Annotated in this window: 26 protein-coding genes, 1 tRNA gene and 1 pseudogene; 7 read left to right on the forward strand and 21 right to left on the reverse strand. The window is 69.4% G+C overall.

The features are described 5' to 3' along the window. Window positions 1–30: 30 nt before the first annotated feature. A complete protein-coding gene (locus AC4GYY_RS03745) occupies window positions 31–525 on the reverse strand; it encodes a hypothetical protein (protein ID WP_491118886.1) in 495 nt (164 codons plus the stop codon). A gap of 83 nt (window positions 526–608) precedes the next feature. Next, a complete protein-coding gene (locus tag AC4GYY_RS03750; protein ID WP_491118887.1) occupies window positions 609–851 on the reverse strand; it encodes a hypothetical protein in 243 nt (80 codons plus the stop codon). Between the two features lie 292 nt (window positions 852–1143). Between AC4GYY_RS03750 and AC4GYY_RS03755 the strand changes: the two genes are divergently transcribed. Together AC4GYY_RS03755 and AC4GYY_RS03760 are read left to right on the forward strand one after the other, a co-directional pair. After that, window positions 1144–1431: a type II toxin-antitoxin system RelE/ParE family toxin gene (locus tag AC4GYY_RS03755; protein WP_491118888.1), complete on the forward strand. Its 288-nt coding sequence runs from the start codon at window positions 1144–1146 to the stop codon at window positions 1429–1431. Next, window positions 1431–1727 (forward strand): HigA family addiction module antitoxin, encoded by a 297-nt coding sequence (locus tag AC4GYY_RS03760; RefSeq protein ID WP_491118889.1) that lies wholly within the window; start codon window positions 1431–1433, stop codon window positions 1725–1727. Before AC4GYY_RS03755 ends, AC4GYY_RS03760 begins: the two co-directional genes overlap by 1 nt. Window positions 1728–1737: 10 nt before the next feature. On the opposite strand, the gene AC4GYY_RS03765 is transcribed toward AC4GYY_RS03760, so the two are convergent. Both AC4GYY_RS03765 and AC4GYY_RS03770 read right to left on the reverse strand, forming a co-directional pair. Continuing rightward, window positions 1738–2103 carry a DUF4145 domain-containing protein gene (locus AC4GYY_RS03765; protein ID WP_491119287.1) on the reverse strand — a complete coding sequence of 122 codons (366 nt, stop codon included), beginning with the start codon at window positions 2101–2103 and terminating at the stop codon, window positions 1738–1740. Between the two features lie 334 nt (window positions 2104–2437). Beyond that, a complete protein-coding gene (locus AC4GYY_RS03770; RefSeq protein ID WP_491118890.1) occupies window positions 2438–4762 on the reverse strand; it encodes an ATP-dependent helicase in 2325 nt (774 codons plus the stop codon). Window positions 4763–4969: 207 nt separating this feature from the next. Here AC4GYY_RS03770 and AC4GYY_RS03775 point away from each other — a divergent pair, with 207 nt between their 5' ends. From AC4GYY_RS03775 to AC4GYY_RS03785, 3 genes are all read left to right on the forward strand, one after another. Beyond that, a complete protein-coding gene (locus AC4GYY_RS03775) occupies window positions 4970–6514 on the forward strand; it encodes a M10 family metallopeptidase C-terminal domain-containing protein (protein ID WP_491118891.1) in 1545 nt (514 codons plus the stop codon). A gap of 117 nt (window positions 6515–6631) precedes the next feature. Further along, window positions 6632–8269 carry an inorganic phosphate transporter gene (locus AC4GYY_RS03780; protein ID WP_491118892.1) on the forward strand — a complete coding sequence of 546 codons (1638 nt, stop codon included), beginning with the start codon at window positions 6632–6634 and terminating at the stop codon, window positions 8267–8269. Window positions 8270–8594: 325 nt separating this feature from the next. Beyond that, window positions 8595–9875, forward strand: a complete 1281-nt coding sequence (locus tag AC4GYY_RS03785) for an MFS transporter (RefSeq protein WP_491118893.1) — start codon at window positions 8595–8597, stop codon at window positions 9873–9875. A 4-nt stretch (window positions 9876–9879) separates the two neighbouring features. Here AC4GYY_RS03785 and AC4GYY_RS03790 read toward each other — a convergent pair whose 3' ends face one another. The 4 genes and pseudogenes from AC4GYY_RS03790 to AC4GYY_RS03805 all read right to left on the reverse strand — a co-directional run. Further along, on the reverse strand, window positions 9880–10155 hold the full coding sequence (locus AC4GYY_RS03790) for a type II toxin-antitoxin system RelE/ParE family toxin (RefSeq protein ID WP_491118894.1): 276 nt from the start codon (window positions 10153–10155) through the stop codon (window positions 9880–9882). Beyond that, window positions 10130–10324, reverse strand: a complete 195-nt coding sequence (gene relB / locus AC4GYY_RS03795) for a type II toxin-antitoxin system RelB family antitoxin (RefSeq protein WP_491118895.1) — start codon at window positions 10322–10324, stop codon at window positions 10130–10132. Before relB ends, AC4GYY_RS03790 begins: the two co-directional genes overlap by 26 nt. A gap of 14 nt (window positions 10325–10338) precedes the next feature. Beyond that, the gene (gene rsmD / locus AC4GYY_RS03800; RefSeq protein WP_491118896.1) at window positions 10339–10884 is read right to left on the reverse strand and encodes a 16S rRNA (guanine(966)-N(2))-methyltransferase RsmD; all 546 of its coding nucleotides are present in this window, start codon (window positions 10882–10884) and stop codon (window positions 10339–10341) included. 280 nt (window positions 10885–11164) lie between these two features. Beyond that, window positions 11165–11867, reverse strand: a pseudogene (locus AC4GYY_RS03805) (pseudouridine synthase); the annotation flags it as partial. A 103-nt stretch (window positions 11868–11970) separates the two neighbouring features. On the opposite strand from AC4GYY_RS03805, the gene AC4GYY_RS03810 reads away from it, so the two are divergent. Continuing rightward, a complete protein-coding gene (locus AC4GYY_RS03810) occupies window positions 11971–12411 on the forward strand; it encodes a response regulator (protein WP_491118897.1) in 441 nt (146 codons plus the stop codon). Here the strand turns inward: AC4GYY_RS03810 and AC4GYY_RS03815 are convergent. After that, window positions 12401–13537, reverse strand: a complete 1137-nt coding sequence (locus AC4GYY_RS03815; RefSeq protein WP_491119288.1) for an aromatic ring-hydroxylating oxygenase subunit alpha — start codon at window positions 13535–13537, stop codon at window positions 12401–12403. The two genes, AC4GYY_RS03810 and AC4GYY_RS03815, sit on opposite strands and share 11 nt — an antisense overlap. Before the next feature lie 68 nt (window positions 13538–13605). Here AC4GYY_RS03815 and AC4GYY_RS03820 point away from each other — a divergent pair, with 68 nt between their 5' ends. Next, window positions 13606–14922, forward strand: a complete 1317-nt coding sequence (locus tag AC4GYY_RS03820) for an AmpG family muropeptide MFS transporter (protein ID WP_491118898.1) — start codon at window positions 13606–13608, stop codon at window positions 14920–14922. Here the strand turns inward: AC4GYY_RS03820 and AC4GYY_RS03825 are convergent. From AC4GYY_RS03825 to AC4GYY_RS03880, 12 genes are all read right to left on the reverse strand, one after another. Continuing rightward, window positions 14912–15349, reverse strand: a complete 438-nt coding sequence (locus AC4GYY_RS03825; protein ID WP_491118899.1) for a DUF6628 family protein — start codon at window positions 15347–15349, stop codon at window positions 14912–14914. The genes AC4GYY_RS03820 and AC4GYY_RS03825 overlap by 11 nt on opposite strands. Before the next feature lie 61 nt (window positions 15350–15410). Then, on the reverse strand, window positions 15411–16667 hold the full coding sequence (locus AC4GYY_RS03830) for a bifunctional folylpolyglutamate synthase/dihydrofolate synthase (RefSeq protein ID WP_491118900.1): 1257 nt from the start codon (window positions 16665–16667) through the stop codon (window positions 15411–15413). 9 nt (window positions 16668–16676) lie between these two features. Then, a complete protein-coding gene (gene accD, locus AC4GYY_RS03835; RefSeq protein ID WP_491118901.1) occupies window positions 16677–17537 on the reverse strand; it encodes an acetyl-CoA carboxylase, carboxyltransferase subunit beta in 861 nt (286 codons plus the stop codon). Next, entirely contained in the window at window positions 17534–18322 is a 789-nt protein-coding gene (gene trpA / locus AC4GYY_RS03840; RefSeq protein WP_491118902.1) for a tryptophan synthase subunit alpha, read from the reverse strand. The genes accD and trpA overlap by 4 nt, the downstream gene beginning before the upstream one ends. Window positions 18323–18437: 115 nt before the next feature. Beyond that, window positions 18438–19667: a tryptophan synthase subunit beta gene (gene trpB, locus AC4GYY_RS03845; RefSeq protein ID WP_491118903.1), complete on the reverse strand. Its 1230-nt coding sequence runs from the start codon at window positions 19665–19667 to the stop codon at window positions 18438–18440. A 91-nt stretch (window positions 19668–19758) separates the two neighbouring features. Continuing rightward, complete coding sequence (locus AC4GYY_RS03850) at window positions 19759–20394, reverse strand: phosphoribosylanthranilate isomerase (protein WP_491119289.1); 636 nt, start codon at window positions 20392–20394, stop codon at window positions 19759–19761. Then, a complete protein-coding gene (pyrF, locus tag AC4GYY_RS03855) occupies window positions 20391–21065 on the reverse strand; it encodes an orotidine-5'-phosphate decarboxylase (protein WP_491118904.1) in 675 nt (224 codons plus the stop codon). The genes AC4GYY_RS03850 and pyrF overlap by 4 nt, the downstream gene beginning before the upstream one ends. Next, on the reverse strand, window positions 21065–21373 hold the full coding sequence (locus AC4GYY_RS03860; protein ID WP_491118905.1) for a hypothetical protein: 309 nt from the start codon (window positions 21371–21373) through the stop codon (window positions 21065–21067). The genes pyrF and AC4GYY_RS03860 overlap by 1 nt, the downstream gene beginning before the upstream one ends. 41 nt (window positions 21374–21414) lie before the next feature. Further along, complete coding sequence (locus tag AC4GYY_RS03865) at window positions 21415–23682, reverse strand: patatin-like protein (RefSeq protein WP_491118906.1); 2268 nt, start codon at window positions 23680–23682, stop codon at window positions 21415–21417. Between the two features lie 37 nt (window positions 23683–23719). Next, the gene (locus AC4GYY_RS03870) at window positions 23720–24415 is read right to left on the reverse strand and encodes an endonuclease/exonuclease/phosphatase family protein (protein WP_491118907.1); all 696 of its coding nucleotides are present in this window, start codon (window positions 24413–24415) and stop codon (window positions 23720–23722) included. Window positions 24416–24457: 42 nt separating this feature from the next. Beyond that, window positions 24458–24530: transfer RNA gene (locus AC4GYY_RS03875), tRNA-Thr, on the reverse strand. Window positions 24531–24552: 22 nt separating this feature from the next. Next, entirely contained in the window at window positions 24553–25353 is an 801-nt protein-coding gene (locus AC4GYY_RS03880; protein WP_491118908.1) for a hypothetical protein, read from the reverse strand. Window positions 25354–25384 lie beyond the last annotated feature (31 nt).

Below are 25384 nucleotides of genomic sequence, written 5' to 3' on the forward strand. Positions count from 1 at the left end.
AGGCGAGGGCCGGCACCGGGGAGGCGGTGGCTACGTCGCCAACGCCTTCGCCAATTGCTCTTTCGACATCTTCGACCGGCCCGGCAGATCGCGCTTCCTGGCCTCGGCGTAGAGGTCCGCCTTGGTCGCGTGATCGCGGTAGGGCTTGACCTTCGTCGCCACGTCCTTGGGTTGGGCCGAGAATTGCTTGCCCTTCTTGGCGTCGGCCCGCTTCTTCTTGGTCGTCCGCGCATATTCCTCGTCCGACAGCGCTTCGCGCGCCTGCTTGGGGAGGTAGCGCTCGTGGGTGTCGCCGCTCTTCTTGCCGGACTTGGTGCCCCAATCCTCCTCGGTCCATTCGTGGAGCGAGTTGTGGGGGTCCTTCTTGCCCTCGTAGCCGCCGCCGCGCTTCTTGTACTCGGCGACCGCCAGCTGCGCCTTGCGCGCGGACCATTCGCCCGTGTTCCCGCCCTTGTCGCCGGCGGTGACCTCCTGCTTGACCTTTTCCCAGAGCTTGGGGTCGGTGCGCTTGGCGGTGGTGGACATGGGAACTCCTGCGCTTTCAGGGCCCAACCGGGTGGAAGACATCGGGTTCCGGAGCCGAAGGTGCGCGTGGGAGGACGCTTGTGTCACCGTCCGGGCGGCCTGGCACGATCCCGCAGCGCCGCCAGCGCGAGGCGATTGTCGTTGCGGTGGACCCTCGCGACGTAACGCCCACCATAGTAGCGCGGCTGGACGACCCCGCGCCGGAGCGCGTCGAGCGCACGATCGAGCGCCTCGCTCGCCGCTTCGTCCGCCGCGCGCTCCCAGGCGGCGGCGAACGCCTCCGCTTTCTCCCGCGCCCGCAGCCGCCACGCCGACTGATGCGACATCCCGACCGCCTGCACCGCCTTGCGGACCGACCCGTGCCGTCTGAGTTCGGCGATGAACGCGCGCTGTTTCGCCTCGGTCCACCCGTCGCGCCGGGTGCGGGTGGGGACGGGGCGAAGGTGAGGAGATAGTCGTCCGCCGGGTCGAGCTCGGGGGGTCGGTGGGCGGCTGGGGAGGGGCGTGGTCGGTCATCGACCAGGGTATGACGAAGGATCTCCAACATTGGGCGCGCGCGCGGGCGGCGATGCGTCAAGCTACGCTTGACACGCGAACACACGGGCCTAAGGTATTGCAGTGGAGATCGCCAGCATCCGACACAAGGCGCTGCGATCGTTCGCGGAGACCGGGCGGACGAAGGGTCTACCCGGCGACCTTGTGGATCGGCTGCGCAACATGCTCGCCTATCTCGATGCGGTCGCGAACGCGGAGGAACTGAAGGTGCCGCCGAACTTCGGCGCTCACCTGCTGACCGGCGATCTTGCGGGCAACTGGTCGCTGACGGTCACGCGCAACTGGCGAATGACGTTTCGTCTCAATGAGGCTGGCGCGATCGTCGACCTCGATTTGGAGGATTATCACTGATGGCGATCAAGTTGCATGCGAGCTTCGCCGTCCATCCGGGCGCTTGGCTTCGCACGGAGATCATCGAGCCGCACGGACTGACGGTGAGCGACGCCGCGACGCGACTGCGGGTGACGCGGCAGGCGATGAGCAACCTGCTTGGCGCTCGCGCGGGGCTGTCGGCTGAGATGGCAATCCGCTTCGAGAAGGCGTTTGGGCTGAGCGCGGACACGCTGATGCGGATGCAGGCGGCGCACGATCTCGCGCAGGTGCGGGCGCGGGCGGGGGAGATCGAGGTGGAACGGGTGGCGGCGTGATGAACAAAGCTTAGGGTGGTAAGTCGTCGTCGGCACGCCGTCTAGGTATCAGCTTCGTGACTTCCTGTGCTTTCAAAGGCTCGTAGTAGATGACGTTTATAATGCCCTCTATAATATCAAGAAGAGTACTCACCGTCTCCGCAGTCGGAGCGAAGTTGCGATGCATTGCTGCATGCCCCGCCTCTACCAACGTGTCTTTAAACATTGGAGCCTGGACTTTAGCTATAAAGCCCTCAGCGCAGAATCTATTTATATTTTCCACAAAAGATCCTTGATCTCCAACTTGATCAATCATCACGTGCTCTACTAAAGCTCTAATCCCCATCACAGCTAATCGATGTGCGCCCGCTGCCTCCGCTTCATAAATCTCGTCGATAAGACTGCCTAGAGCGTTAAGCTTAACATTTGTACGGTAGAAATGACCGGCGCCACATCGGCTTCTGACGCACTATAGACGGCGGGTAATGCTCTTTGTGAACGATTGGCTGTCCATCTGGATCGGCATCCTCCGAGAACCAATGATGATGTTCAAAATGGATGTCATCGCATCCCATGCATCTCAGAGCAACAAACGTGTCATTGCCATCAAACATAATGTAGTTGTTTTCGACTTCCTGCCAAGGGATCGATCTCTCGAAAATCCGTTCGTGATTGGTCTCGCGTAGGCACTTGTTGCAATGTGCTTTGGTCGATTGAATCGTCATGCAATATCACCCCGCCGTCACGAACGAATCCATCACCCGCTTTTGCCCCGCCTTCTCGAAGTCGATCTCGAGCTTGTTGCCCTCGATCAGCAGGATCGCGCCGTAGCCGAACTTCTGGTGGAACACCCGCTGGCCCACCGCGAGGTCGCTGCGGCCCTTGTTGCCGAGGCTGATCGCGCTCGCGCGGCTCTCCACTACGCGGGAGGGCTCGCGCGAGAAGGTGCGGCTCTGCCATTCGCCGCCGTTCGGGATCGTGCCGCCGAGCGTCCCCGCCGCGCGCTGCCAGCCCGGCCCACGCCCCGTCCCGCGCGCCACGTCGGCGAAGGGATCGGCGCGTTCGGACCAATTGGCCTGCCACAGGCTGGCGCCGCCGGTCATGGTCGTCTCGCTGTCGATGTGGGCAAGCGGCAGTTCGCCGACGAAGCGCGAGGGGATCGAGCTGGTCCACTGGCCGTAGATGCGGCGGTTGGCGGCGTGGAAGATGAAGGCGCGACGCCGCGCGCGGGTGATCGCGACATAGGCGAGGCGGCGCTCCTCCTCCAGCGAGCGGGTGCCGCCTTCGTCGAGCGCGCGCTGCGAGGGGAAGACGCCTTCCTCCCAGCCGACGAGGAAGACGGTGTCGTATTCCAGCCCCTTGGCGGCGTGGATGGTCATGATCGTGACCTTGGGGTCCTCGCGCGTCCCCTCGTTGTCCATGACGAGGCTGACGTGTTCGAGGAACGCGCCGAGCGTCTCGTACTCCTCCATCGCGCGCACGAGTTCGGTCAGGTTCTCCAGCCGCCCCGCCGCCTCGGTCGTCTTCTCGGCCTGGAGCATCGCGGTATAGCCGCTCTCGTCGAGGAGCTGGCGCGCGAGTTCGGGGTGGGGCAGCTCCGACGCCATCTGCCGCCAGCGGGCGATATCGCCTACGAGGTTGCCGAGCGAGCGGCGCGCCTGCGGGGTCAGCTCGTCGGTGTCGAGGATGCGCGCCGCCGCCGCGGTCAGCGACAGGCCGTTCGCGCGGGCGAGCTGGTGGACGCGCGCGACCGCCTTGTCGCCCAGCCCGCGTTTGGGGACGTTGACGATCCGCTCGAAGGCGAGGTCGTCGGCGGGCTGGTTGACGACGCGCAGATAGGCGAGCGCGTCGCGGATCTCGGCACGCTCGTAGAAGCGGAAGCCGCCGACGATGCGATAGGGCATGCCGATCGCGATGAAGCGATCCTCGAACTCGCGGGTCTGGTGCTGGGCGCGGACGAGGATGGCGACGTCGTCGAGGCTGGTCCCGTTCTTCTGCGCCGCCTCGATCTCGTCGGCGACGCGGCGCGCCTCCTCGGGGCCGTCCCAGACGCCGACGACGCGGACCTTCTCGCCGGCGCCGAGCTCGGTCCACAGCTCCTTGCCGAGGCGCCCGGCGTTGTTCGCGATCACCCCGCCCGCCGCGCCGAGGATGTGGGGAGTCGAGCGGTAATTCTGTTCGAGGCGGATCACCTTGGCGCCGGGGAAATCCTTCTCGAACTTGAGGATGTTCTCCACCTGCGCGCCGCGCCACGAATAGATCGACTGGTCGTCGTCGCCGACGCAGCAGATGTTGCGGCGCTCCTGCGCGAGCAGGCGAAGCCAGAGATACTGGACGCTGTTGGTATCCTGATATTCGTCGACCATGATGTAGCGGAAGCGCTGCTGATAGTGTTCGAGCACGCCGCGGTCGGTCTTGAGGATCGTCAGCACGTGGAGGAGGAGGTCGCCGAAGTCGCAGGCGTTCACCGCCTTCAGCCGCGCCTGATATTGTTCGTACAGCTCGCCGCCGCGGCCGTTGGCGTAGCGCTCGCTCTCGCCGGCGTCGATCTCGCGCGGGACGAGGCCCTTGTTCTTCCATTCGTCGATGAGGCCGGCGAGGCTGCGCGCGGGAAAGCGCTTCTCGTCGATGTCGGCGGCGACGATCAGCTGCTTGAGGAGCCGGAGCTGATCGTCGGTGTCGAGGATGGTGAAGTTCGATTGCAGCCCGACGAGCTCGGCGTGGCGGCGGAGCATCTTCGCGCCGATCGCGTGGAAGGTGCCGAGCCAGGGCATGCCCTCGACCGCGTCGCCGACCAGCCGCCCGACCCGCTCACGCATCTCGCGCGCGGCCTTGTTGGTGAAGGTGACGCTCAGGATCTCGGACGGCCAGGCGCGCCTGGTGTAGAGCAGGTGCGCGAGGCGGGCGGTGAGCGCGGCGGTCTTGCCGGTGCCGGCGCCGGCGAGGACCAGGACCGGGCCGTCGGTGGTCAGCACCGCCTCGCGCTGGGGCGGATTGAGCGCGGCGAGGTAGGGCGGGTCGCGCTCTGCGCTGGTCGAGATCGGCTGAGGGGTCACCCGTGAACAACTAGGCAACATCGTCGCCGGGTACAACCACGCGGCGAGCCGCGAGCGCGGCCATCCGATGTACGCAACGGCTTGTCGCAAACCGCCTGGGGGCTTGGGCGCGCCGTAAAGGCCGGGGGCTGGCGAAGCAACAATCGTTCAGGCTAGGTTGCGGAATCGGCCTGACCGAACGGGCCGGGGGACAAAGGGGTTCTTTTCATGAAGCAGCAGCAGACGTACGGCCCGCGTGCCGGTTACGAAGACGTGGCGAATTTCGATCGGGTCGTGGCTCATCTCGACGGCACCGCGGCGAAGCTGAACTGGTCGCTCGGCGGCTCGGACGGCGCGGTCGTCTCGGCCAAGCCGCCCAAGAGCCCGAGCGCCGCGGACGAGGTCGGCTTCGTCAACGGCCTGAAGGCCGACGGCACGATCAACAGCACCTCCTATTGGGGCAGCGTCGGCAAGACCGCCTACAAATGGGGCAGCGACGACCATGCCGGCACCTCGGGCGGGACGGTCAAATATTATTTCGATCCGGCGTCGAAGTGGAGCGCCGCCGAGAAGATGACGTGGCTTCAGGGCTTTTCGATGTGGGCGGGCGTCGCCAACATCCAGTTCGAAGAGACCAAGTCGTCGAGCGCCGCGAACGTGACGCTTCGTCGCGGGCATGACGGCGGCGCCTATACGTCGCTGTCCACCACGCGCGGCTCGGGCGACGATCTCGGCCATCCGTCGGGCAAGGGGCTGATCTCGATCGACACCAGCACGCCCGGGTTCGAGCTCGACGGCGGGTTCGACACCTACGGCGGCTATGGCCTGTCGTCGGTGATCCACGAGATCGGGCATCTGATCGGCCTCGGCCATGGCGGCGCCTATAACGGCAACGTCGATCCCGCGACCCAGCAGTTCAGCGCCTACGACGACCGGATGTACACGATCATGTCGTACATCTTCTGGGGCAACGACGACGCCAAATACCTGTCGCAGAACCCGTATCAGGGCACCGACTGGGGCATCACCGACGATGGTATCCGTCGCCAGGCGCCGCACACCATCATGCAGCTCGACATCCAGGCGATCCAGCAGATCTACGGCGTGTCGACCGATTCGCCGTTCGAGGGCGGCCAGACCTACGGCTTCCACTCGAACATCCAGGGCGCGTTGCACGACTTCTTCGACTTCACGGTCAACACCAACCCGGTCGTGACGCTCTACAATCAGGGCACGAACAACACGCTGGATCTGTCGGGGTACGGCGACGCCCAGCGCATCGACCTGCACGGCGGCGCCTTCTCGGACGTGGGCGGGCACACCAACAACGTCGCGATTGCGAAGGGCACCGTGATCGACCACGTCATCGGCGGATCGGGCAACGACACGATCGTCGCCAGCGACGTCGGCACCAGCATCACCGGCGGCAAGGGCGTGGATACGCTGACCGGCGGCGCCGGCGCCGACACGTTCATCTTCGACGACGGCGACTCGGGCAAGAAGGCCGCTGTGGCCGACGACATCACCAACTTTACCCACGCGCAGGGCGACCGGATCGACCTGTCGGCCATCGACGCGATCAAGGGAGGCGGCGACGACACCTTCACCTTCATCGGTTCGTCGGCCTTCACCGGCCATGCGGGCGAGCTTCGCTTCGTGGTGAGCAACGGCGATCTCACCCTGAGCGGCGACGTCAACGGCGACGGCAAAGCGGACTTCCTGATCCACTTCGACCACATCACGACGCTCGTCGTCGGCGATCTGGTCCTCTGATCGCATCGCCTTCGGCGAATCCTGCGTCCCGGCCGCACCGCGTGCGGCCGGGACATGCGGCCGGCGCGAGCCGCGCCGGTCATCAAAGCGTCATGTCCACAGGCGATGAGCGTGCGCATGGCCAGCACCGCGATCGCCGCCGAGCCCGGAACCCGCCACGCCGGGCCGCACCTCGACAAGCCCCTCCATCCCGCGGGACGCTGGATGTTCCTGGCGGTGCTCGCCGCCGGGCTGATCTATGCGGTGATCTCGATCGTCACTGAGACGCAGTCGGTCGGCGAATCGCTGGCGATCGGCGCCTTCCTGTTCCTCGGCCTGGCGCTGCTGATCGCGCTCGGCTTCGAGTTCGTGAACGGGTTCCACGATACCGCCAATGCGGTCGCGACCGTGATCTACACCCATTCGCTGTCGCCACCCGTCGCGGTGGTGTGGTCGGGCGTGTGGAACTTCATCGGCGTGCTCACGTCGAGCGGGGCGGTCGCCTATTCGATCATCACGCTGCTGCCCGTCGACCTGATCCTGCATGTCGGCAGCGGCGCGGGCTATGCGATGATCTTCGCGCTGCTGCTCGCCGCGATCGCGTGGAACCTGGCGACCTGGTTCGTCGGCATCCCGAACTCCTCGAGCCACGCGCTGATCGGCTCGATCCTGGGCGTCGGCCTGGCCAACCAGCTCATGGCGGGGGCGGACGGCACGTCCGGGGTCGACTGGGGGCAGGCGGAGAAGGTACTGGCGGCGCTGCTGTTCTCGCCCATCGTCGGGTTCGTCGGCTCGCTGGTGCTGCTGCTCGTCATGAAGCGCGCGCTGCCCGACAAGACGCTGTACGAGGAACCCAAGGGTCAGCAGCCCCCGCCCAAGGGCATTCGCGCGCTGCTGGTCTTCACCTGCACCGCGGTCTCGTTCGCGCATGGGAGCAACGACGGGCAGAAGGGCATGGGCCTCATCATGCTGATCCTGATCGGCGTCGCCCCGACCGCCTATGCGCTCAACCGGACCATGCCCGACAGCGCCACGCCGGCGTTCGTCCAGTCGGCCGACCGGGCGGCGCAGGGCTTCGTCGCGATGGGGGGCAAGCCCGACACGTCGTTGCCCCACGCCCGCGCGACGCTGACCGACGCGCTCAAGACGCGGAAGCCGAACTCGCCCGAGGTCTATGGCGCGGCCGCGTCGCTTTCGACCGATATCTCGAACCGGGTTCAGCAATACGGGTCGCTTCGCCAGGTGCCCGCGGCGGCGACGCCCAACCTGCGCAACGACATGTATCTGGTGCTCGACACGGCCACGCTGATCACCAAGGGGGATGCCGCCAAGGCGCTGCCCGCGCCGGCGGTGAAGGCGGTCACCGATTACCAGAAGAATCTGGAGAAGGGGACGCGCTACATCCCGATCTGGGTCAAGGTGGCGGTCGCGATCGCGCTGGGGCTGGGGACGATGGTCGGGTGGAAGCGGATCGTCGTCACCGTCGGCGAGAAGATCGGCAAGAGCCACCTGACCTACGGCATGGGTGCCGCCGCCGAGCTGACCGCGGCGTCGACCATCCTGCTCGCCGTCGGTTATGGGATGCCGGTTTCGACGACGCACATCCTGTCGTCGGGCGTGGCGGGCGCATCGGTCGCGAACGGGGCGGGGCTCCAGCGGCGGACGATCCTGGCGATCGTCTCCGCCTGGGTGATGACGCTACCCGCGGCGATGCTGCTGGCGGGCGTGCTCTACTGGCTGCTGCTGGGGGTGGTCAGGATGGTCGGGCTCGGCTGAGCCCGCGATCGCCGTTCCGACGGCTGCGAAGCGATCACCCGCTCACCGTCGCGTCGGCTGTCCGGCGCGGCGGTGTCGCGTGACGGGTCGGACACGAAAAATCGGGGCGGCCCCGGTGGGACCGCCCCGCAGTTCAGGGATGCCGGGCCGAAGGGGGAAGGGCCCGGCTGCCGTCGCCAACAGGGGAGAAAACGACGGCGAAGACCCAGGTAGAGCCCGCGGATTGCGCGCGTGTGTCCGCGGGGCCGTTCATATGTTGCCCACGCGAAATCTTCCCCTCGCCATCCCCGTTCCGCTTGCCGCGCCCGGCCGCTAGGCTGGCGGGATGACCCATCCTCATACGCGCATCCTGCTCGCGAGCCTCGTCGGCACCTCGGTCGAGTTCTACGATTTCTACATCTATGCGACCGCGGCGAGCCTGGTGTTCGGGACGCTGTTCTTCCCGGCGAGCGACGAATCGGCGCGGCTGCTCGCCAGCTACGGCAGCCTAGCGGTCGCCTTCGTCGCGCGACCCATCGGGGCGTGGGCGTTCGGCCATTACGGCGACCGCGTCGGGCGCAAGTCCACCCTGGTCGCCAGCCTGCTGCTGATGGGGGGATCGACGCTCGCGATCGCCGTCCTGCCGACGTTCGACAGCGCCGGCTATCTCGCGCCCGTCCTGTTGTGCCTGCTGCGTTTCGGGCAAGGCTTCGGGTTGGGCGGCGAGTGGGGCGGGGCGGCGCTGCTGGCGGTGGAGAATGCGCCGCCGGGCAAGCGCGGCCGCTACGGCATGGTGCCGCAGCTGGGCGCTCCGGTGGGGTTCATCGCCGCCAACGGGCTGTTCCTGGTGCTGGGCGCGACGATGACGCCGGCGCAGTTCCTGTCCTGGGGCTGGCGTGTGCCGTTCGCGCTCTCGATCGTGCTGGTCGGGCTGGGGCTGTGGGTGCGGCTGCGGATCAGCGAGACTCCCGCGTTCCGCGCGATGATGGCGGAAGGGCCGCCGCCGGCGGTGCCGATGGGCGAGCTGCTGCGCGATCACTGGCGAGTGACGATCGGCGGGACGCTGGGCGCGGTCGCGTGCTTTGCAGTCTATTATATCGCGACCGCATTCGCACTGGGCTACGCGACCAAGACGCTGGGGCTGGATCAGGAACTGGTGCTGAGCCTCCAGCTCGGCGCCATCCTGTTCATGGCGGTCGGCATCGCGATCGCGGGCTGGTGGAGCGATCTGACCTCGCCCGGTCACGTGCTGGCCTGGGGCTGCGTCGGCGCGATCGTCGCGGGGTTCGTGCTCGCGCCGGGGCTGGGGAGCCGCGAGCCGGCGCTGATCTTCGCGAGCCTGGCATTGGCGCTGTTCGCGATGGGCTTCGTCTACGGCCCGCTCGGCGCGTGGCTGCCCGGGCTGTTCCCGGCGCGGGTCCGCTACACAGGGGTGAGCCTCGCCTTCAACATGGCCGGGATCCTCGGCGGCGGACTGACGCCGATCGTGGCGCAGACCTTGTCGATGCGCGGGGGATTGTGGCTGGTCGGGGGCTATCTGGCGGCGCTGAGCCTGGTGAGCCTCGCCGCGCTGCTGGCGCTGCGCGGGCGCGAGAGCGAGGCGGGGATGGCGGCGCTAGAGGTGTGAAGGGCTACGGATAACGCTGGCGGGAGTGAAGGATGCGGAGCACCACAATCGCAATGTCGGTGACGCGATAGATGACGATGTCGTTGGGGTGGACGATCAGCTCGCGGGTGCCGGGGACACGACCGGGGCGGCCCATAGCGGGCATCCGCCGAAGCGAACCGACGCGATCTTCGATCAATCGTTGAAGCCGCTCGGCCGGGGTGACGCTTCTTTCGCTGATAAACTCGATGGTAGCGGCCAATTGTGCGCGAGCGTTAGGTTGCCAGATCAGGTTGCGCATCACGGTGCTTGTCGATGATGGCGCGCATCTCGGCCATCACCTGTTCGTGCGGGATCCCCGGGCCGGTTTCCGCCAGCGCTGCCTCAACCTGGGCACGGAACCAGGCCTCGTAAGCGGCTTCGTTCTCTTCGGACTCGAACTCGGAGACGATCGAGTCGAGCTTGGCCATGCATCAGACTATCATCACCGACGCGCCGACCGCAACAACGTCAGCCGCGCCTTGCCGTGGACCCGCTCCGTATCGGCGTCGAAGCCCGCGACCGACACCGGCTCGTTCGAGGCGGTCTCGATGCTGACCCAGGTCGCCGGGCCGATCCAGCCCAGCCGCGCGAGCTTGTCGAGCGCGACCGCGCCCGCGCCGGTGCCGTAGGGCGGGTCCATCAGGATGACGTCGAGTGGCGTCACGGCGGGGCCGAGTGCGAGTGCGGAGCCGGCGCGCAACTGCGCGCCCGTCGTGCCGAGCTTGTCGATGTTGGTCCGCAGGGCGTCGAGCGCGGCCTTGTCCTGTTCGACGAACAGGCAGGTCGCCGCACCGCGCGAGAGTGCTTCGAGCCCGAGCGCGCCGGAGCCCGCGAACAGATCGGCGACCGCGAGTCCCTCGAAGCTGCCGACGCGGCTCGTGAGCATCGAGAACAGCGCCTCGCGCGTCCGATCGGCGGTGGGGCGGGTCGTGTCGCCCTTGGGCGCGACCAGCATCCGGCCGCGCCACGCGCCCGCGATGATCCTCACGCCCGGGGCCGCTTGGGGCGCGGCTTCGCCCCCGGCTTGGGCTTGGGCTTGGCCCAGCCCGTCTTCCGGACGAGCCTGACCGGGCGGGGAGTGCCAGCAGCGGCCACATCCGGCGCGGCCAGGGCGACCGGGGCGACCGGCGCTGCGGGTTGCGGCCGGGGCTTGGGTGCGCTCGCCCGCGGAGTGCGCGGTGCGATGGCGGCGGTGGCGGGAACCACGGCGATCTCCGGCAGCCGCGACCGGACGTTCCCGAGCGACTGGACGAAGCCGGTCAGGTCCGCCTCGCGCACTTCGCCGATCGCGCCCTCGGGCAGGTCGCCGAGCACGAACGGGCCGTAGCGGATGCGGATGAGCCGGCTCACGCGCAGGCCGAGATGTTCGAGCACGCGGCGGACCTCGCGGTTCTTGCCTTCGGTCAGCACCATTTCGATCCAGACGTTGGCGCCGGTCCGGCGTTCGATGTTCGCGTCGATCGAGCCGTAGCGGACGCCCTCGATCTCGACGCCGTCGATCAGCGATTCGAGCTGCGGCTGCGACACCTGGCCGTAAGCGCGCGCCCGGTATGCGCGTTCGACTCCGGTCGAGGGGAGTTCGAGCCGGCGCTTGAGCCCGCCGTCGGTGGTGAGCAGCAGCAGCCCCTCGGTATTGAGGTCGAGCCGACCGACCGGCACCAGCCGCGGCAGGTCCTTGGGCAGCACGTCGTAGATCGTCCGCCGCCCGGAGAAATCGCGCTCGGCGGTCAGCACGCCGGCGGGCTTGTTGAACACGAACAGGCGCGCCGCTTCCGGAGCCGCGACCGGCCGACCATCGACCGTGATGCCGTCGAGCGAGGGGAGCACCGTCGCGGGCGTGTCGATCACCGCGCCGTTCAGCGCGACGCGGCCGTCGGCGATCATCCGCTCGATCTCGCGCCGGGAGGCGACGCCGGCGCGGGCGAGGAGCTTGGCGATCCGCTGCGGCGGTTCGGCGGATGAGATCGGCATGGCGCGGCCATAGCTCGGCTGACGGCGCGCCGCAGAAATATTTGCGTCCAGCGGCGACGTCGGACGTTTAGCGTGCGCAACGAAACGCATAGGCGGTCAGGCGATGGTGTTCGGCAGGAAACAACGGCGGATCGTCCGGCTCCTCGTGGTCGAGGACGAGCCGCTCGTGGCGTTCGAGACCGAGCATCTGCTGACCGAGGACGGCTTCGAGGTGGTCGCGACCGTCGACCGCGTCAGCGACGCCGTCGCGCTGGTCGGGGGCGGGCAGGCGATCGACCTGGTGCTGACCGATGTGAACCTCGCCGACGGCACCGGCGTGGACGTGGCCCGCGCCGCCGTCGACCGCGACATCCTGGTGCTGTTCGTCACCGGCAGCTGCCCGGTCGAGGCGGAGGCGCTCGCCGCCGGATGCGTGGCCAAGCCCTATTCCGCGCGCGATCTGCTGAACGCGATCGGCGCGGTGGAGGCGAGGCTGGACGGCCGCAGTCCGCGGCGGCTGCCGCCGGGCTTCCGGTTGTTCGATCGGGGCGAGGCTACAGCCTAGCCTCGACCTCGTCGTGGAAGGCGCGGATGCCGGCCTCGAGCGTCCCGAGCGTCACCCGGTCGATCGCGCCGGAGGACAGCCCCTCCTGCCCGAGGGCGGCGGCGCGGAAGTCCTCGGAGCCGAAAACGCCGCCGTCGAGCAACGCCCAACTCTTCTCCCAATGACGGAGCGCCTTGTCGGTTGCGGGCGGCTCGGGGATCAGCATGAAATCCTCGACGAGCACGCGGTCGTGCGCCTGGGGCATCAGGATCATCAGGTTCACATAGTCCGGACTGACGATCAGGATCGTGCCGGGGAACATCTGATAGGTGTAGGTGATCGCGGAGCGCAACGTCGGCCAGTCGCCCGCGCGCACCGCCGCCTCGTCGACGTCGCGGCCGACCGCGGAACGCTGGTGCGGGCCGATAGTGTCGGCGGTGGCGACGCCGTCCTTGAAGAACGGACCGATCGTATCGGCGTGGAGGCGTAGGACGTGATAGCTTTCGAGGAAGGCGTCCATGACGAGCTTCCAGTTCGCCGCCACGTCATGGGTGCGGCGCTTGAACAGGTGGAGCCCGGCGAGCCCGAAGGCGTCGAAGTCGTGGCCGAGCGTCTCGGCCTCGGCGAAATCCGCCGCTTCTTCGAAGGCGAACCAGATCAGCCCGCCCGCCTCGCGGCTGGGGAGTTCGCGCAGGCCGTAGTCGCCCTTGTCGAGGCCGGGGAAGGTCTCCAGCCGCGGCACGCCGACCAGCCGGCCGTCGAGCGCGTAGGCCCAGGCGTGGTAAGGGCAGACGAGCCGCGGCGTACAGGCGATCTCCTGCCCCTCGACCAGTCGCGTGCCGCGGTGGCGACAGACGTTGAGGAAGACGTGGGCCTTGCCCTCCCTATCGCGGGTGATCAGCAGCGGCTTGCCGAAGCCGTCATGCGGTACCGCCATCCCCCGCTCGGGCAGCAGCGCGGAGGGGGCGATGACGAGCGGGGTCCGCGCGAAGATCCGCGCCTGCTCGGCGGCATGGCGATCGGGCGACGTATAGGCGGCGGCATCGACATGGCTGACCATCGCCTCCCGCGTCCGCCCGCCATCGGCGAGCTGCTTGGCCAGCGCGAGCTGGCCTGTGGTGGGTTCGAGCCGCGACGGGGCCGTCATCACGTTCACAGGACTATCCTCTCCGACGTTTGCGGCTAGTGTCGACCCGAACGGTGCGGGGAGCAAGTGTGGAGCGGAGCTGGATCGACGGGGTCAGGCCTTACCTGGAGCGGGCGCCGCTCGCCGCGCTGGCGCTCGGCGTGTCGTCCGGCTTCCCCTATGCGATGATCGGCGCGACGCTGACGACGCGGCTGGCGCAGGACGGGATCGACAAGAAGACCGTCACCGCGTTCAGCCTCGCCTTCCTGGTCTACAATCTCAAGTTCCTGTGGGCCTGGGTCGTCGACGGCGTGCGAGTGCCCGTCCTGGGCCGGCTTGGGCAGCGGGTGTCGTGGCTGCTGGTCGCGGGCGTGCTGGTGATCGCAGCGGTCGTGAACCTGGCGCTGGTCGATCCTGCCGCCTCGATCGGGGCGACCGCGACCGCGGCGATCCTGGTGGGAATCGCCGGCGCGACCTTCGACATCGTCATCGACGCCTATCGGATCGAGATCCTCGAACCGCGCCAGCTCGGCGTCGGCTCGGGGATGAGCCAGTACGGCTGGCGGATCGGCTCGGCGGGCGCGGGCGCGCTGGCCCTGGTGGTCGCGGCGCGCAGCGGGTGGGAGGCGGCGTATCTCGCCTGCGCCGCGCTAGCGCTGCCGGCGATGCTGGCGGGGCTGATCGTCGGGGAACCCGGGCGGCGGCGCGAGCGCGCGGCGTCGACCGGGGTTCTCGACGCGATCTGGCGGCCCTTCGTCCAGTTCTTCGCGCGGCCGGGCGCGCTGATCGTCCTCGCCTTCATCCTGGTCCACAAGATCGGCGACACGCTGGCGAACCTCACCTTCCGGCTGCTGTTCGACGATCTGAAGTTCTCGAACGACGAGATCGCCTTCTACGATGTCGGCGTCGGCTTTTGGGCGTATCTGATCGGCATCTTCGCGGGCGGCGTCCTCTACGCCAAGATGGGACTCAAGCGCAGCGTGTCGCTGGCGCTGGTGCTGATGGCGGTCTCGAACCTCAGCTTCGCGGGGCTCGCGGCGGCGGGACATTCGAACCTCGGCATGGCGGGGGCGATCGGGTTCGAGAACATCGCCAGCGGCTTCGGCGGGGTGTGCGTCGTCGCCTATTTCTCGGCGCTGACCGACCTGCGCTTCACCGCCGCGCAGTACGCGCTGATCTCGGCGGCGGCGAGCGTGGTGGGGCGGCTCGTCACCGGCACGACGGCAGGCGGGCTGATCGAGACGATGGGCTACGTCAATTTCTACCTGCTGACGACCGTCATCGCGCTTCCCGGCGTGCTGCTGTTCTGGTGGATGAGCCGCACGGGGCTGGTCGACCGCTCGATCGGGAGCGCGGGCGTCGATGGCGACGGTGACGCGCGCGAGGGCCGACCGCCTAGCGGATGATCGGGCGACCCTCGTCGGCGAATGCGGCGGCGACCGCGGTGGCGCTGGCGAGGACGCCGTCGGCGCGGCGGACGTCGAGGAGGTCGGCAAGCAGGAGCCCGGCGGCGTCCGGTCGGGTCTCGGCGCGAGCGAGCACCGTCAGCAGCGCGTCCTCCGCCGCGGTCATGCGCGGGCAGCAGCACGGCGCGATCGAGATCGGCGCCGTGGCCGACCGGGCGAGGTCGGCCATGAACGCGCGCAGCAGCGTCAACGGGCGGCGGAAGCCCTCACCGAACGCGGTGAACAGCGCATGGGCGGCGCGGGCGTCGGCGAGGCCGTGCCCGCCGATGCGGCGCAGCGCGAACAGCGCGACGCGCGCGTTCTCGCAGTCCGGAAGCCCGTGCGGCAGCGCCCGGGCGGCAGCGGGAGAGGTGACGGGAACGGTCATCGGCGCGACTCCTTGGCGTCGCGACCTTGTCCCGTGTCCGTTATTGCAAGTCAATAGCAACTCAGACGGGCGGCTCGTCGTTGAGGGTGAGCGCCTCGCCGGCGAGGTAGAGCGAGCCCGTGATGAGGATGGGATCGGGAGGTGGGGCCAGGATCGCGAGCGCGGCGGGAAGATCCGGCGCGGTTCCGGTCGCCGGCACACCGAGGTCACCGGCGACGGCGGCGAGCGCTGCCGGCGCGTGGTGATCGTGGCCGGGGGTGGGGATCGCGACGAGCCGCGCGATCCGATCCGCGAACGGCGCGAGGAAGCCTGCCGCATCCTTGTTGGCGAGCATGCCGAGGACGACGCCGATCTGACCTTCGGGCGCGATGCGGTTCATCGCGTCGGCAAGGGCTGCACCGGCCGAGGGATTGTGTCCGCCGTCAAGCCAGAGCGCGCGGCCCTCCGGCAGCAGGTCGGCAAGCGGACCGGGCGATAGGCGCTGGAGCCGGGCCGGCCAGGTCGCGCTGGTCGCCGCGGTGACGATCGCTGCGTCTGGAACCAGGACGGTGGACTGCGCGCGGAGCATGGCGGCGGCGAGCGCGAGATTGTCTCGCTGGTGGTCGCCGGGGAGGGCGGGAGTGGGCAGGTCGGTCTCGCCGACGACCGTGACGGGCGCTCCCGCCTCCGCGGCGATCCGGGCGACGATCGCGGCGATCTCCGGCGGGTAGCGCATCGTCACCAGCGGCGCTGCCGGTTTGGCGATGCCGGCCTTTTCGGCGGCGATCTGCTCCAGCGTGTCGCCGAGGAACGCCTGGTGGTCGATGCCGAGCGCGGCAATCCCGCAGACGGCGGGGTTCCGGATCACGTTGGTCGCGTCGAGCCGGCCGCCGAGTCCGACCTCGATCACGCAGGCGTCGGCCGGGGTGCGGCTGAAGGCGAGGAAGGCGCACGCCGTGGTGACCTCGAAGAAGCTCGCGCCGATATCGCCGCCGGCGTCGAGGACTTCGGCGAGGAGCGGGGCGAGGTCCGCGTCCTCGATCAGCCGCCCGGCGAGGCGGATGCGCTCGTTGAAGCGGACGAGGTGCGGGCTGGTGTAGACGTGGACCTTGTGCCCCGCCGCCTCCAGCGCGGCGCGCAGGAAGGCGCAGGTCGAGCCCTTCCCGTTCGTCCCGGCGACGTGGAACACCGGCGGCAGGTGCAGGTGCGGGTCGCCGATGCGGGCGAGGAGCGCGGTGATCCGTTCGAGGCCGAGGATGTCCGCGCCGGGAGAGAGCGACCATAGACGGTCGAGCTGGCGCTGGACGGCGGGGTTAGTGGAACGAGCGTGGTCGGCCATGCCTGACCGTTACGCCGCCTTCCGCTCCCCGCACAGATAGCCGATCACCGTTGCCAGCCGTTCGCGCAGGTCGCGGCGGTGGACGACCATGTCGATCAGCCCATGTTCGAGATAATATTCGCTCGTCTGGAAATCGTCGGGGAGCTTCTCTCGGATCGTGCTCTCGATCACCCGCCGACCGGTGAAGGCGAGGGTCGCCTTGGGCTCGGCGATCTGGACGTCGCCCAGCATCGCATAGGCCGCCATGACCCCGCCCGAGGTCGGATCGGTCAGCACAACGACATAGGGCAGCCCGGCGTCGTGGAGCATCTGGATCGCCACGGTCGAGCGCGGCATCTGCATGAGGCTGAGGATCCCCTCCTGCATCCGCGCGCCGCCGCTCGCCGTGAAGACGACGTACGGGCAGCGGTTCGCGATCGCGCATTCGATCCCCGCGATGAACGCCTCCCCTACCGCCTGGCCCATCGATCCGCCCATGAAGGCGAAGTCCTGTACCCCGACCACGACGGTATGCCCGGAGATCGAGCCGCGCGCGTTGACGAAGGCGTCGGTCTCCCCGGTATCGGTGCGCGCGGCCTTGAGCCGGTCGACGTAGCGCTTGGAGTCGCGGAACTTGAGCGGGTCCTCGGGCGCCTTGGGGGCGGGGAGCTCGGCGCAGCTGCCGTCGTCGAACAGCTGCTTGAAGCGCTCCTTCGGCCCGATCCGCTCGTGGTGGTCGCACCGGGGGCAGACGTAGAGGTTTTCCTCCAGCTCCTTGGTGAAGACCATCTGCCCGCAGCCCTTGCACTTGTGCCAGAGGTTGTCAGGCGTCTCCTTCTTGACGGGGACGACGTACGCGAGCGCGTTGCGGACGTTGGTGAGCCAACTCATTTCGTGTTCCTTGCCCCGGCGATCGCCGCGGAGAGGCTTTGGACATAGGCGCGGACGGCGGTCGGTGCATCCTCGCCGTGCTGGGCGACCAGCTCTACGATGGCCGAGCCGACGACGACGCCGTCGGCGACCTTGGCGATGGCCGCGGCCTGCTCCGGTGTGCGGACGCCGAAGCCGACCGCGACGGGCAGGTCGGTCGCGGCCTTCAGGCGCGCGACGGCGTCCTCGATCGAGGCCTGCGCGGCCTGTTGCAGCCCGGTGATCCCGGCGACCGAGACGTAATAGAGGAACCCGCCCGCGCCATCGAGCACGGTTGGCAGCCGGCCCGCGTCGGTGGTCGGGGTGGCGAGGCGGATCGGAGCGACGCCCGCGGCGCGGAGCGCGGGGCCGAGCGCGTCGTCCTCCTCGGGCGGGATGTCGACGCAGATGACGCCATCGACGCCGGCGTCTCGCGCGGCGTTCGCGAACCATTCCGGCCCGCGGCGGAGCATCGGGTTGGCGTAGCCCATCAGGACCAGCGGCACGTCGGGGTGGCGGGCGCGGAAGTCCTTCGCGATCGTCAGGATGGCGGCGGTGGTGGTGGCCGCGGCGAGGCTGCGGATGTTCGCCGCCTGGATCGCGGGGCCGTCCGCCATCGGATCGGTGAAGGGCATCCCCAGCTCGATCACGTCCGCTCCGCCCGCTACCAGCGCGTCGAGGATCGCCGAGGTGGGACCGTCACCGGCGGTGACGAACGCGACAAGCGCGGCGCGGTCGTGCGGGAACGCGGTGGCGAGGCGGGTCATTGCACTCACCTCGTCACCCCAGCCTTGTCCCGGGGTCCACCGTGGTCTGAATGACCCGGTCGATTGGCTCGGACCGCGGTGGGTGCCGGAACAATTCCGGCATGACAGGAATGGTTCATATCGCCACCCCCAGCGCGTCGGCGACGGTGAAGATGTCCTTGTCCCCGCGCCCGCACAGGTTCGCCAGGATCACCTGATCGCGCCGCATCTCGCGCGCGCGCTTCGCCACCGCGGCGATGGCGTGCGAGGGTTCGAGCGCGGGGATGATCCCCTCGGTCCGGCACAGCAGCTGGAAGGCGTCGAGCGCCTCCACGTCGGTCGCCGACGTGTATTCGACCCGGCCGATCTCCTTGAGCCACGAATGCTCCGGCCCGATCCCCGGATAGTCGAGCCCCGCCGAGATCGAATGGGCCTCGGCGATCTGGCCGTCGTCGTCCTGGAGCAGATAGGTCTTGTTGCCGTGGAGCACGCCGGGGAAGCCGCCCGCGAGCGACGCCGCATGCCGCTTGTCGAGCCCTTCGCCCGCCGCCTCGACCCCGAGCATCGCCACGTCGGCGTCGTCGAGGAAGGGGTGGAACAGCCCGATCGCGTTCGATCCGCCGCCGATCGCCGCCACCAGCAGGTCGGGAAGCTTGCCGGTCCGCGCCCGCATCTGTTCGCGCGCCTCGCGGCCGATCACGCTCTGGAAGTCGCGGACCATCTCCGGATAGGGGTGCGGGCCGGCGGCGGTGCCGATGATGTAGAAGGTGTCGTGGACGTTCGCGACCCAGTCGCGCATCCCCTCGTTCATCGCGTCCTTCAGCGTATGCGCGCCCGAGGTCACCGCGCGGACCTCGGCGCCGAGCAGCTTCATCCGGAAGACGTTGGGCGCCTGCCGCTCGATGTCCTTCGCGCCCATGTAGATTACGCAGGGCAACCCGAAGCGCGCGCAGACGGTGGCGGTGGCGACGCCGTGCTGGCCTGCGCCGGTCTCGGCGATGATCCGCGTCTTGCCCATCCGCATCGCCAGCAGGATCTGGCCGATGCAATTGTTGATCTTGTGCGCGCCGGTGTGGTTGAGCTCATCGCGCTTGAACCAGATTTCCGCGCCCATGCCCCCGTCGGCGCTTTCCCGCAGCGCCTCGGTCAGCCGTTCGGCGTAATAAAGCGGGGAAGGGCGACCGACGTAATGTTCGAGCAGATCCTCGAACTGCGCGGTGAACGCCGGGTCGGCCTTGGCCGCGCGATAGGCGGTGTCGAGCTCGAGAACCAACGGCATCAGCGTCTCGGCGACGTAACGTCCGCCGAACGCGCCGAAGTGCCCGCGCTCGTCGGGGAGGGTGCGGAAAGAATTGAGGGCGGTCATAGACCGTGTCCCCTAGCCGTTCGTGTCGAGCGAAGTCGAGACACCGTGGCGCGCCGGTCCCTCGACTTCGCTCGGGACGAACGGGTGGAGATCATCCCCCCGCAGCGGCGAGGAATGCGGCGATCTTGTCCGCGTCCTTGACGCCCGGCGCGCGCTCGACCCCCGACGAGACGTCGACCGCGCGTGCGCCGGTGCGGCGGATCGCCTCGGCGACGTTGTCGGGATCGAGCCCGCCCGAGAGAAGCCAGGGCAGCGGATGGGCGAAGCCGTCGAGCAGCGCCCAATCGAAGCGCAGCCCCATGCCGCCGGGGAGCGTGGACCCGGCGGGCGTTTTCGCGTCGTAGAGGATGCGGTCGGCCCCGCCGGCATAAGCATGCGCCGCGCTAAGGTCCGCGCGGGTCCGGACCGCGACCGCCGCCCACGTCTCGACCCCGCTCGACCGGCGCAGCTCGGCCACCCGCGCGGGGGCGGTCGCGTGCAGCTGGATCGCGGTCAGGTGAGCGTCGCGGACCGCGCGCGCGACGAGTTCGTCGTCGGGGTCGACGAACACGCCCACCCCGCCCACATCCCGGGGCAGCCGCGCCGCCAGCGCACCCGCCTGCGCCGGGTCGAGCGCGCGCGGCGACGGCGGGAAGAAGACGAAGCCGACGTGCGACGCGCCGTGCGCGACCGCGACGTCCAGCGCCCCGATCGTCGACACTCCGCAAATCTTCGCCGCGATCGTCAGAGCGTCGCCTCGATCGCGCGGGCGGCCGCCACCGGGTCTTCCGCCTGGGTGATCGGGCGGCCGATCACGAGGATCGACGCGCCGGCGTCGACGGCGGCGCGGGGCGTGACGACGCGCTTCTGATCGCCGATCGCGCCGTCGGCCGGGCGGACGCCGGGGACGATCAGGAACCCCTCGGGCCAGTGTGCGCGAACCGCGGCGACTTCCTCGCCCGAGCAGACCACGCCGTCGATCCCGGCTCCTCGCGCCAGTTCGGCGAGGCGGAGGACCTGATCGTGCGCCGAGCCGCCGACACCCGTCGCCGCGAGATCGTGCGCGTCGAGGCTGGTGAGCATGGTCACCGCGACCACCTTCGTATCCGGATGGGCCGCCGCCTTAGCGTCCTCGAGCATCGCGCGTCCGCCACTCGCATGGACGGTCAGCACCGCCGGCCTCAGCGGTGCGAGTGCCTGGACCGCCTTCGCGACGGTGTTGGGGATATCGTGGAGCTTGAGGTCGAGGAAGATCGGAAGCTTCATTTCCGCCATCTCGCGCACGCCGTCGGGCCCGTTGGCGCAGAAGAACTCCAGCCCCAGTTTCAGTCCGCCGACATGATCGCGCACCCGATCGGCGATCACCCTCGCGCGCGTCAGGTCCGGGGTGTCGATCGCGACGTAGATCCGTCGGGACATCAAAGCGTCGCCGGATGCGTTTCGGCGGGCGCGGCTTCGACCACGACCGGAGCGGACGTCGGGCGCAACTCGCCGATCGTCCGTTCGGCCGCGGCGAGACGGCTGCGCAGCCGCCAGCGGACCGTATGCTGCCAGGCGAGCGTCGGCAGCAAGCCCAACAGGAACGTGACCAGCAACAGGAAGGGTAGATTGATGTCCGCCACCAGCCCGCCGCCGAGGCGGACCGGGACGCTGAACCAATTGCCGAAGGTGAACAGCGCGCCCACGAACGCGAGCAGCGACCAGAACAGGATCTTCAAGAATTGCATCGGGGCGAGAGCCTAACCGGACGCCCGGTTCTTGGCCAGCCTCAACCGATCTCGCGCCGGAGCGCCACGAACAGGTCGGCGACGGCGGTCAGCCGCGGCTCCTCCTCGTCCAGGACCGCGAGGAAGGCCCGGCGCTTGATCGCCGCGACCCGGCCCGCGCGCTGCCGGCGCTCGGCGGGAAGCGTCGAGACGATGATGTCGATCGCGCGCTCCGCCCCGTGCAGGCGGCCCCAAAGATAATCGTTCTCGCGGTAGGCGCGGCTGAAGAAGGCGCCGAAATTGCCGAACTGGATGCCTTTGAGCGTCGCCTCGGCGCCGCCGCCCCGGATCGCGCGCGCGTCGTCCGGAGCGATCCGGTCGACCTTGATCGGGTCGAACTCGTCCAGCCCTTCGCCCTGGAGCAGCGGCAGCGTCGCGACGTCGAAATAGGGGAAGCCGAGATAGGCGAGCAGCAACGTCCGCCGCGCCTCCTTGGGCAAACCGGCGAGCGCCGCCGCGATGCGCTGATCCGCCTCCGCGTCGAGGCGCGTGAGGTCGAGCGAGGCGGAGAAGGCATCGAGCATCGCGCCCTCGCCCCCGCGCACCTGCGCTCGTAGCGCGACATGGCTCTCCGGCTGCTCGGCCTGGAGATACGCGCCGAGCGAATCGTACACGGCGTTGCGCATCGGTTGCGCGGCGGCGTCGCCGACCTCGTCCAGCCGACGCGCGAGGAGGCGTAAGCGGCGGATCCGGAAGCGAAGATCGAAGCGGCGCAGGAAGTCGATCGCCGCGTCGCTCGTCGCCGGCGCCAGCACCGCCCGGTCGAGTCCCTTGGCCGCCAACTCTCGCCCGAGCCGCTGCTCCAGCCGGGCGCGTCCGGCCTCGCCCGACACCCGCGCCAGCGCGACCAGCGACGCGGTGACGGCGTCGCGGACTCCCGCCAGCTTGAGGTGGCCATAAGCGGCATAGCCATAGCCCGCGCTCGCGGCGGCGCCCTGCTGGGCGCGACGGCGCCACGCCATCAGCCGCGCCGGCGTCGGACGATCGAGGAACAGGGTGCGCCCGAACAGCGACTGCACCTCGGCCTCGACCTCCGGCCGGATCGCGGCGACGATCTCGCGCATCCGCTCGATCTGCTCGGAGCGCTGGGCGATCGCCTCCAGATTGTCGCGGATCGGCTGCTTGCGGGGCAGGTCGCTGAGCGCGCCGAGGATGGTGCCGAAGAAGCCCGGCGAGCCTTCGCCGGACCTTGCGAGACGATATTTCTCACCCGGCGAAGGATCGACGTACAGGAACCGGCGATCGACCGGGCGCCGGGCGGGTCGCGCGGGCAGCGCATCGATCGCCGGCCCGAACGGCGCGTTGGCGAGCACCGAACCGTCGATCAGCACGGTACGCTCGGCGGTGCCTGCCGCCGCCTGCCGCGGCAGCACGCGCGCAAGGAAGGGCCGTCGCCCGGCCCAGCGCTGCCCACGCTCGGCGAGCGTCCGGTCCAACTCCTCGACCGTGAACGGGGGGAACGCGCCTGGGAAGCTCGACGTCGCGCGGGCGGCGAACGCGAGTTCGGCATGATCGGCGAGCGTGTCGCACGGGCGCCCATGGTCGGAGAAGGGGAGGACCAGACGGTGCTCGGTCTCGACCACTTCGGGCGGCGAGTTCAGTCGCAGCCGTTCCGGATGACCAGTGAAATCGGTGACCGTGACGAACAGGTCCAGCGGCTGGCCCGGGGGGAGCAGACGCCCGCCACGGGGCGCCTGCGCCATCGCCGCGAAGGCGTCGAGCAGCAGGCCGGTGAAGCCCTCGCCCGAGAACGGCGGCTCGAACCAGCGCGAACGCACGAAATGCGCGAGCTTCGCGCGGACTTCCTCGCGCGTCGCTTCGTCGACCGTCTCCAGCGCGTCGCCGCTGCGCCCCGCCGCCATCCAGGCGACCGGCAGCGCCCAAACCCGCGAGAAGCGCGAGTGCGGCGCCGCGGCCGGAGCGATCAACGCCTCGACATCGGCGGAGGTCAGCCACAGCTCCGTCAGCGGATCGAGCGACTGGCCGGTCGCGATCGCCTGCGCCAGGAACACGCCGTTGATCGCCCCCGCGCTGGCGCCCGCGACGATGTCGATCAGGACGCGCAGGCGCGTTCCCGACCGCTCGGCCATTTCGTCCAGCAGATCGGCATAGACCGCCGCGGTCGGCGAGGGCGGCGGTTCGCCCTCGCGCACGCTGCGGCTGGCGCGGACGACGTGCCACAGCTCCTTGGTGATGCCGTGCATATACACCGCCAGGCTGACCCCGCCGTAGCAGACCAGCGCCAGCCGTAGCTCGACGCCGCCAGTCATGCGCGGCCAGTCATACGGGGCCAGTCATTCGGGCCGCTCATGCGGGCTGGAGGTCCGCCCAGATCGGCAGGTGATCGGAGGCGACCCGCGCGGTCGCGCTGGCATGGACGCCGCACGCCGCGACGGTCAGCCCGGGGGAGACGAGGATCCGGTCGAGCCGGCCGACGGGCCGCCGCGCATGGAAGCTGGGGCCGGTCGCCGCGAAGGCGTAGCGATGCGCGAAGTCGCGCAGGCAGCCGAGCGCCGCGCTCCATTCGTTGAGGTCGCCCATCAGCACCGTCGGGTGGCGGTTCACGCACGAGTCGACATGGCTCATGATCGTCGCCGCCTGGCGGCGGCGCCACAATCCGGACAGATCGAGGTGCATGCCGACGGCCCGGATCGTCCCTGCGCCCGTCGCGATCTCCGCCATAACCGCGCCGCGGGGCTCGAGCGCGGGCAGGTGGATGACCTCGCAGCCGACGATCTCGGCCGATTTGCGGACCAGCAGCGCATTGCCATGCCAGCCCAGGCTGCCGGCGCGGACGCCGAAGCCGACCGGCTTCCAGTCGCTATGCTCCTCCAGCAGACGCGGAGTGATCACCGCCTCGCGCGCCCCGAATCGCCGGTCCGCCTCCTGGAGCGCGATCACGTCCGCTCCGATCTCACCCAGGACATGGAGGATCCGTTCGGGATTGCGGCGCCGATCGAGGCCGATCCCCTTGTGGATGTTGTAGCTGGCGACCCTGATCATTCGGGGGGTGCAACGTCCATACACTCTCCCGGTTGCCGGCGGTGCCGGTTGCAGGAATCGAACCCGCGACCTTCGGTTTACAAAACCGCTGCTCTACCAGCTGAGCTAAACCGGCCGTCCGCACCCACGCCCATGCGTCAGGGGACGCCGAAGGTCCAGCCTTCGGTGCGCGCAATGTCGGCGGTCAGTGCGCGCGGCGACCAGAGCGCGGGCTCGTGCGCGACGGCGCGCAGCCAGGCGACGGTGAGCAGGGCGTCGGTCGCATGGTCGTCGTGGCGGGCGAGCGGGGCGACGGGGCGGCTGCCGAGCGCCGCCAGCGCGGCGGCGAGCGCGCGTTCGTCGCGCATCTTGCTGCGGCCCTTCGCGATCCCCGCAGCCCGCGCGGCGATCGTCGTGTAGATCTCGACCAGGACGGACCCGCGAGGCGGCAGCGGATCGACAGGCCAGAGCGGGAGGGGCAGGCGGTGGAACATCCGCATGCCGGTGAGGCTCGACTTGCCGACCTGCGCCGCGCCGACCAGGTTGAAGCTGCTGTACGGAGTGAGACCCATGGCGCGCTGGGCCAGTTCGGTGGCGCGGAACCGCCCTGGACCGGCGCCGAACCGGTCGCCGAGCCGCCCGCCGTGGCGGCGGAAGTGGCGTGCGGCCTCGGGATGATCGACGAAGCCGGACACGCCCAGGTTGGGCTCGCCAGCGCAGACGTCGTCGACCAGCCGCCAGAGCGCGCGGGCGTCCGCAGGCGTACGACTCCAGCCGGGGAAATAGGCGCCCGCATCGGCGAAGGGGAGGGCGGGGCTGAGATCGAGACCGACGAGACTGTCGGACGGCAGCTCGGCCGCCAGCCAGTCGCGGACCGCCTCGCGCGACCAGCGCCGGTGGATCAGCTGCGGCGCGGCGTCGCCCGGCTCGGCGATCGCCACCGCGATGCCGGGCTGCACCGCGCCGACGGCGCCGGACCAGTCGATCGCG

This window comes from Sphingomonas sp. SP6 (assembly GCF_058313435.1).

What these genes read in the sequence shown, in the direction of transcription:
- AC4GYY_RS03745 (WP_491118886.1), bottom strand. Translation starts at nt 525, where the DNA reads ATGTCCACCACCGCCAAGCGCACCGACCCCAAGCTCTGGGAAAAGGTC.
- AC4GYY_RS03750 (WP_491118887.1), bottom strand. Translation starts at nt 851, where the DNA reads ATGTCGCATCAGTCGGCGTGGCGGCTGCGGGCGCGGGAGAAAGCGGAG.
- AC4GYY_RS03760 (WP_491118889.1), top strand. Translation starts at nt 1,431, where the DNA reads ATGGCGATCAAGTTGCATGCGAGCTTCGCCGTCCATCCGGGCGCTTGG.
- AC4GYY_RS03775 (WP_491118891.1), top strand. Translation starts at nt 4,970, where the DNA reads ATGAAGCAGCAGCAGACGTACGGCCCGCGTGCCGGTTACGAAGACGTG.
- AC4GYY_RS03780 (WP_491118892.1), top strand. Translation starts at nt 6,632, where the DNA reads ATGGCCAGCACCGCGATCGCCGCCGAGCCCGGAACCCGCCACGCCGGG.
- AC4GYY_RS03785 (WP_491118893.1), top strand. Translation starts at nt 8,595, where the DNA reads ATGACCCATCCTCATACGCGCATCCTGCTCGCGAGCCTCGTCGGCACC.
- AC4GYY_RS03790 (WP_491118894.1), bottom strand. Translation starts at nt 10,155, where the DNA reads ATGCGCAACCTGATCTGGCAACCTAACGCTCGCGCACAATTGGCCGCT.
- relB (WP_491118895.1), bottom strand. Translation starts at nt 10,324, where the DNA reads ATGGCCAAGCTCGACTCGATCGTCTCCGAGTTCGAGTCCGAAGAGAAC.
- AC4GYY_RS03810 (WP_491118897.1), top strand. Translation starts at nt 11,971, where the DNA reads ATGGTGTTCGGCAGGAAACAACGGCGGATCGTCCGGCTCCTCGTGGTC.
- AC4GYY_RS03815 (WP_491119288.1), bottom strand. Translation starts at nt 13,537, where the DNA reads ATGACGGCCCCGTCGCGGCTCGAACCCACCACAGGCCAGCTCGCGCTG.
- AC4GYY_RS03825 (WP_491118899.1), bottom strand. Translation starts at nt 15,349, where the DNA reads ATGACCGTTCCCGTCACCTCTCCCGCTGCCGCCCGGGCGCTGCCGCAC.
- AC4GYY_RS03830 (WP_491118900.1), bottom strand. Translation starts at nt 16,667, where the DNA reads ATGGCCGACCACGCTCGTTCCACTAACCCCGCCGTCCAGCGCCAGCTC.
- accD (WP_491118901.1), bottom strand. Translation starts at nt 17,537, where the DNA reads ATGAGTTGGCTCACCAACGTCCGCAACGCGCTCGCGTACGTCGTCCCC.
- trpA (WP_491118902.1), bottom strand. Translation starts at nt 18,322, where the DNA reads ATGACCCGCCTCGCCACCGCGTTCCCGCACGACCGCGCCGCGCTTGTC.
- trpB (WP_491118903.1), bottom strand. Translation starts at nt 19,667, where the DNA reads ATGACCGCCCTCAATTCTTTCCGCACCCTCCCCGACGAGCGCGGGCAC.
- pyrF (WP_491118904.1), bottom strand. Translation starts at nt 21,065, where the DNA reads ATGTCCCGACGGATCTACGTCGCGATCGACACCCCGGACCTGACGCGC.
- AC4GYY_RS03860 (WP_491118905.1), bottom strand. Translation starts at nt 21,373, where the DNA reads ATGCAATTCTTGAAGATCCTGTTCTGGTCGCTGCTCGCGTTCGTGGGC.
- AC4GYY_RS03865 (WP_491118906.1), bottom strand. Translation starts at nt 23,682, where the DNA reads ATGACTGGCGGCGTCGAGCTACGGCTGGCGCTGGTCTGCTACGGCGGG.
- AC4GYY_RS03870 (WP_491118907.1), bottom strand. Translation starts at nt 24,415, where the DNA reads ATGATCAGGGTCGCCAGCTACAACATCCACAAGGGGATCGGCCTCGAT.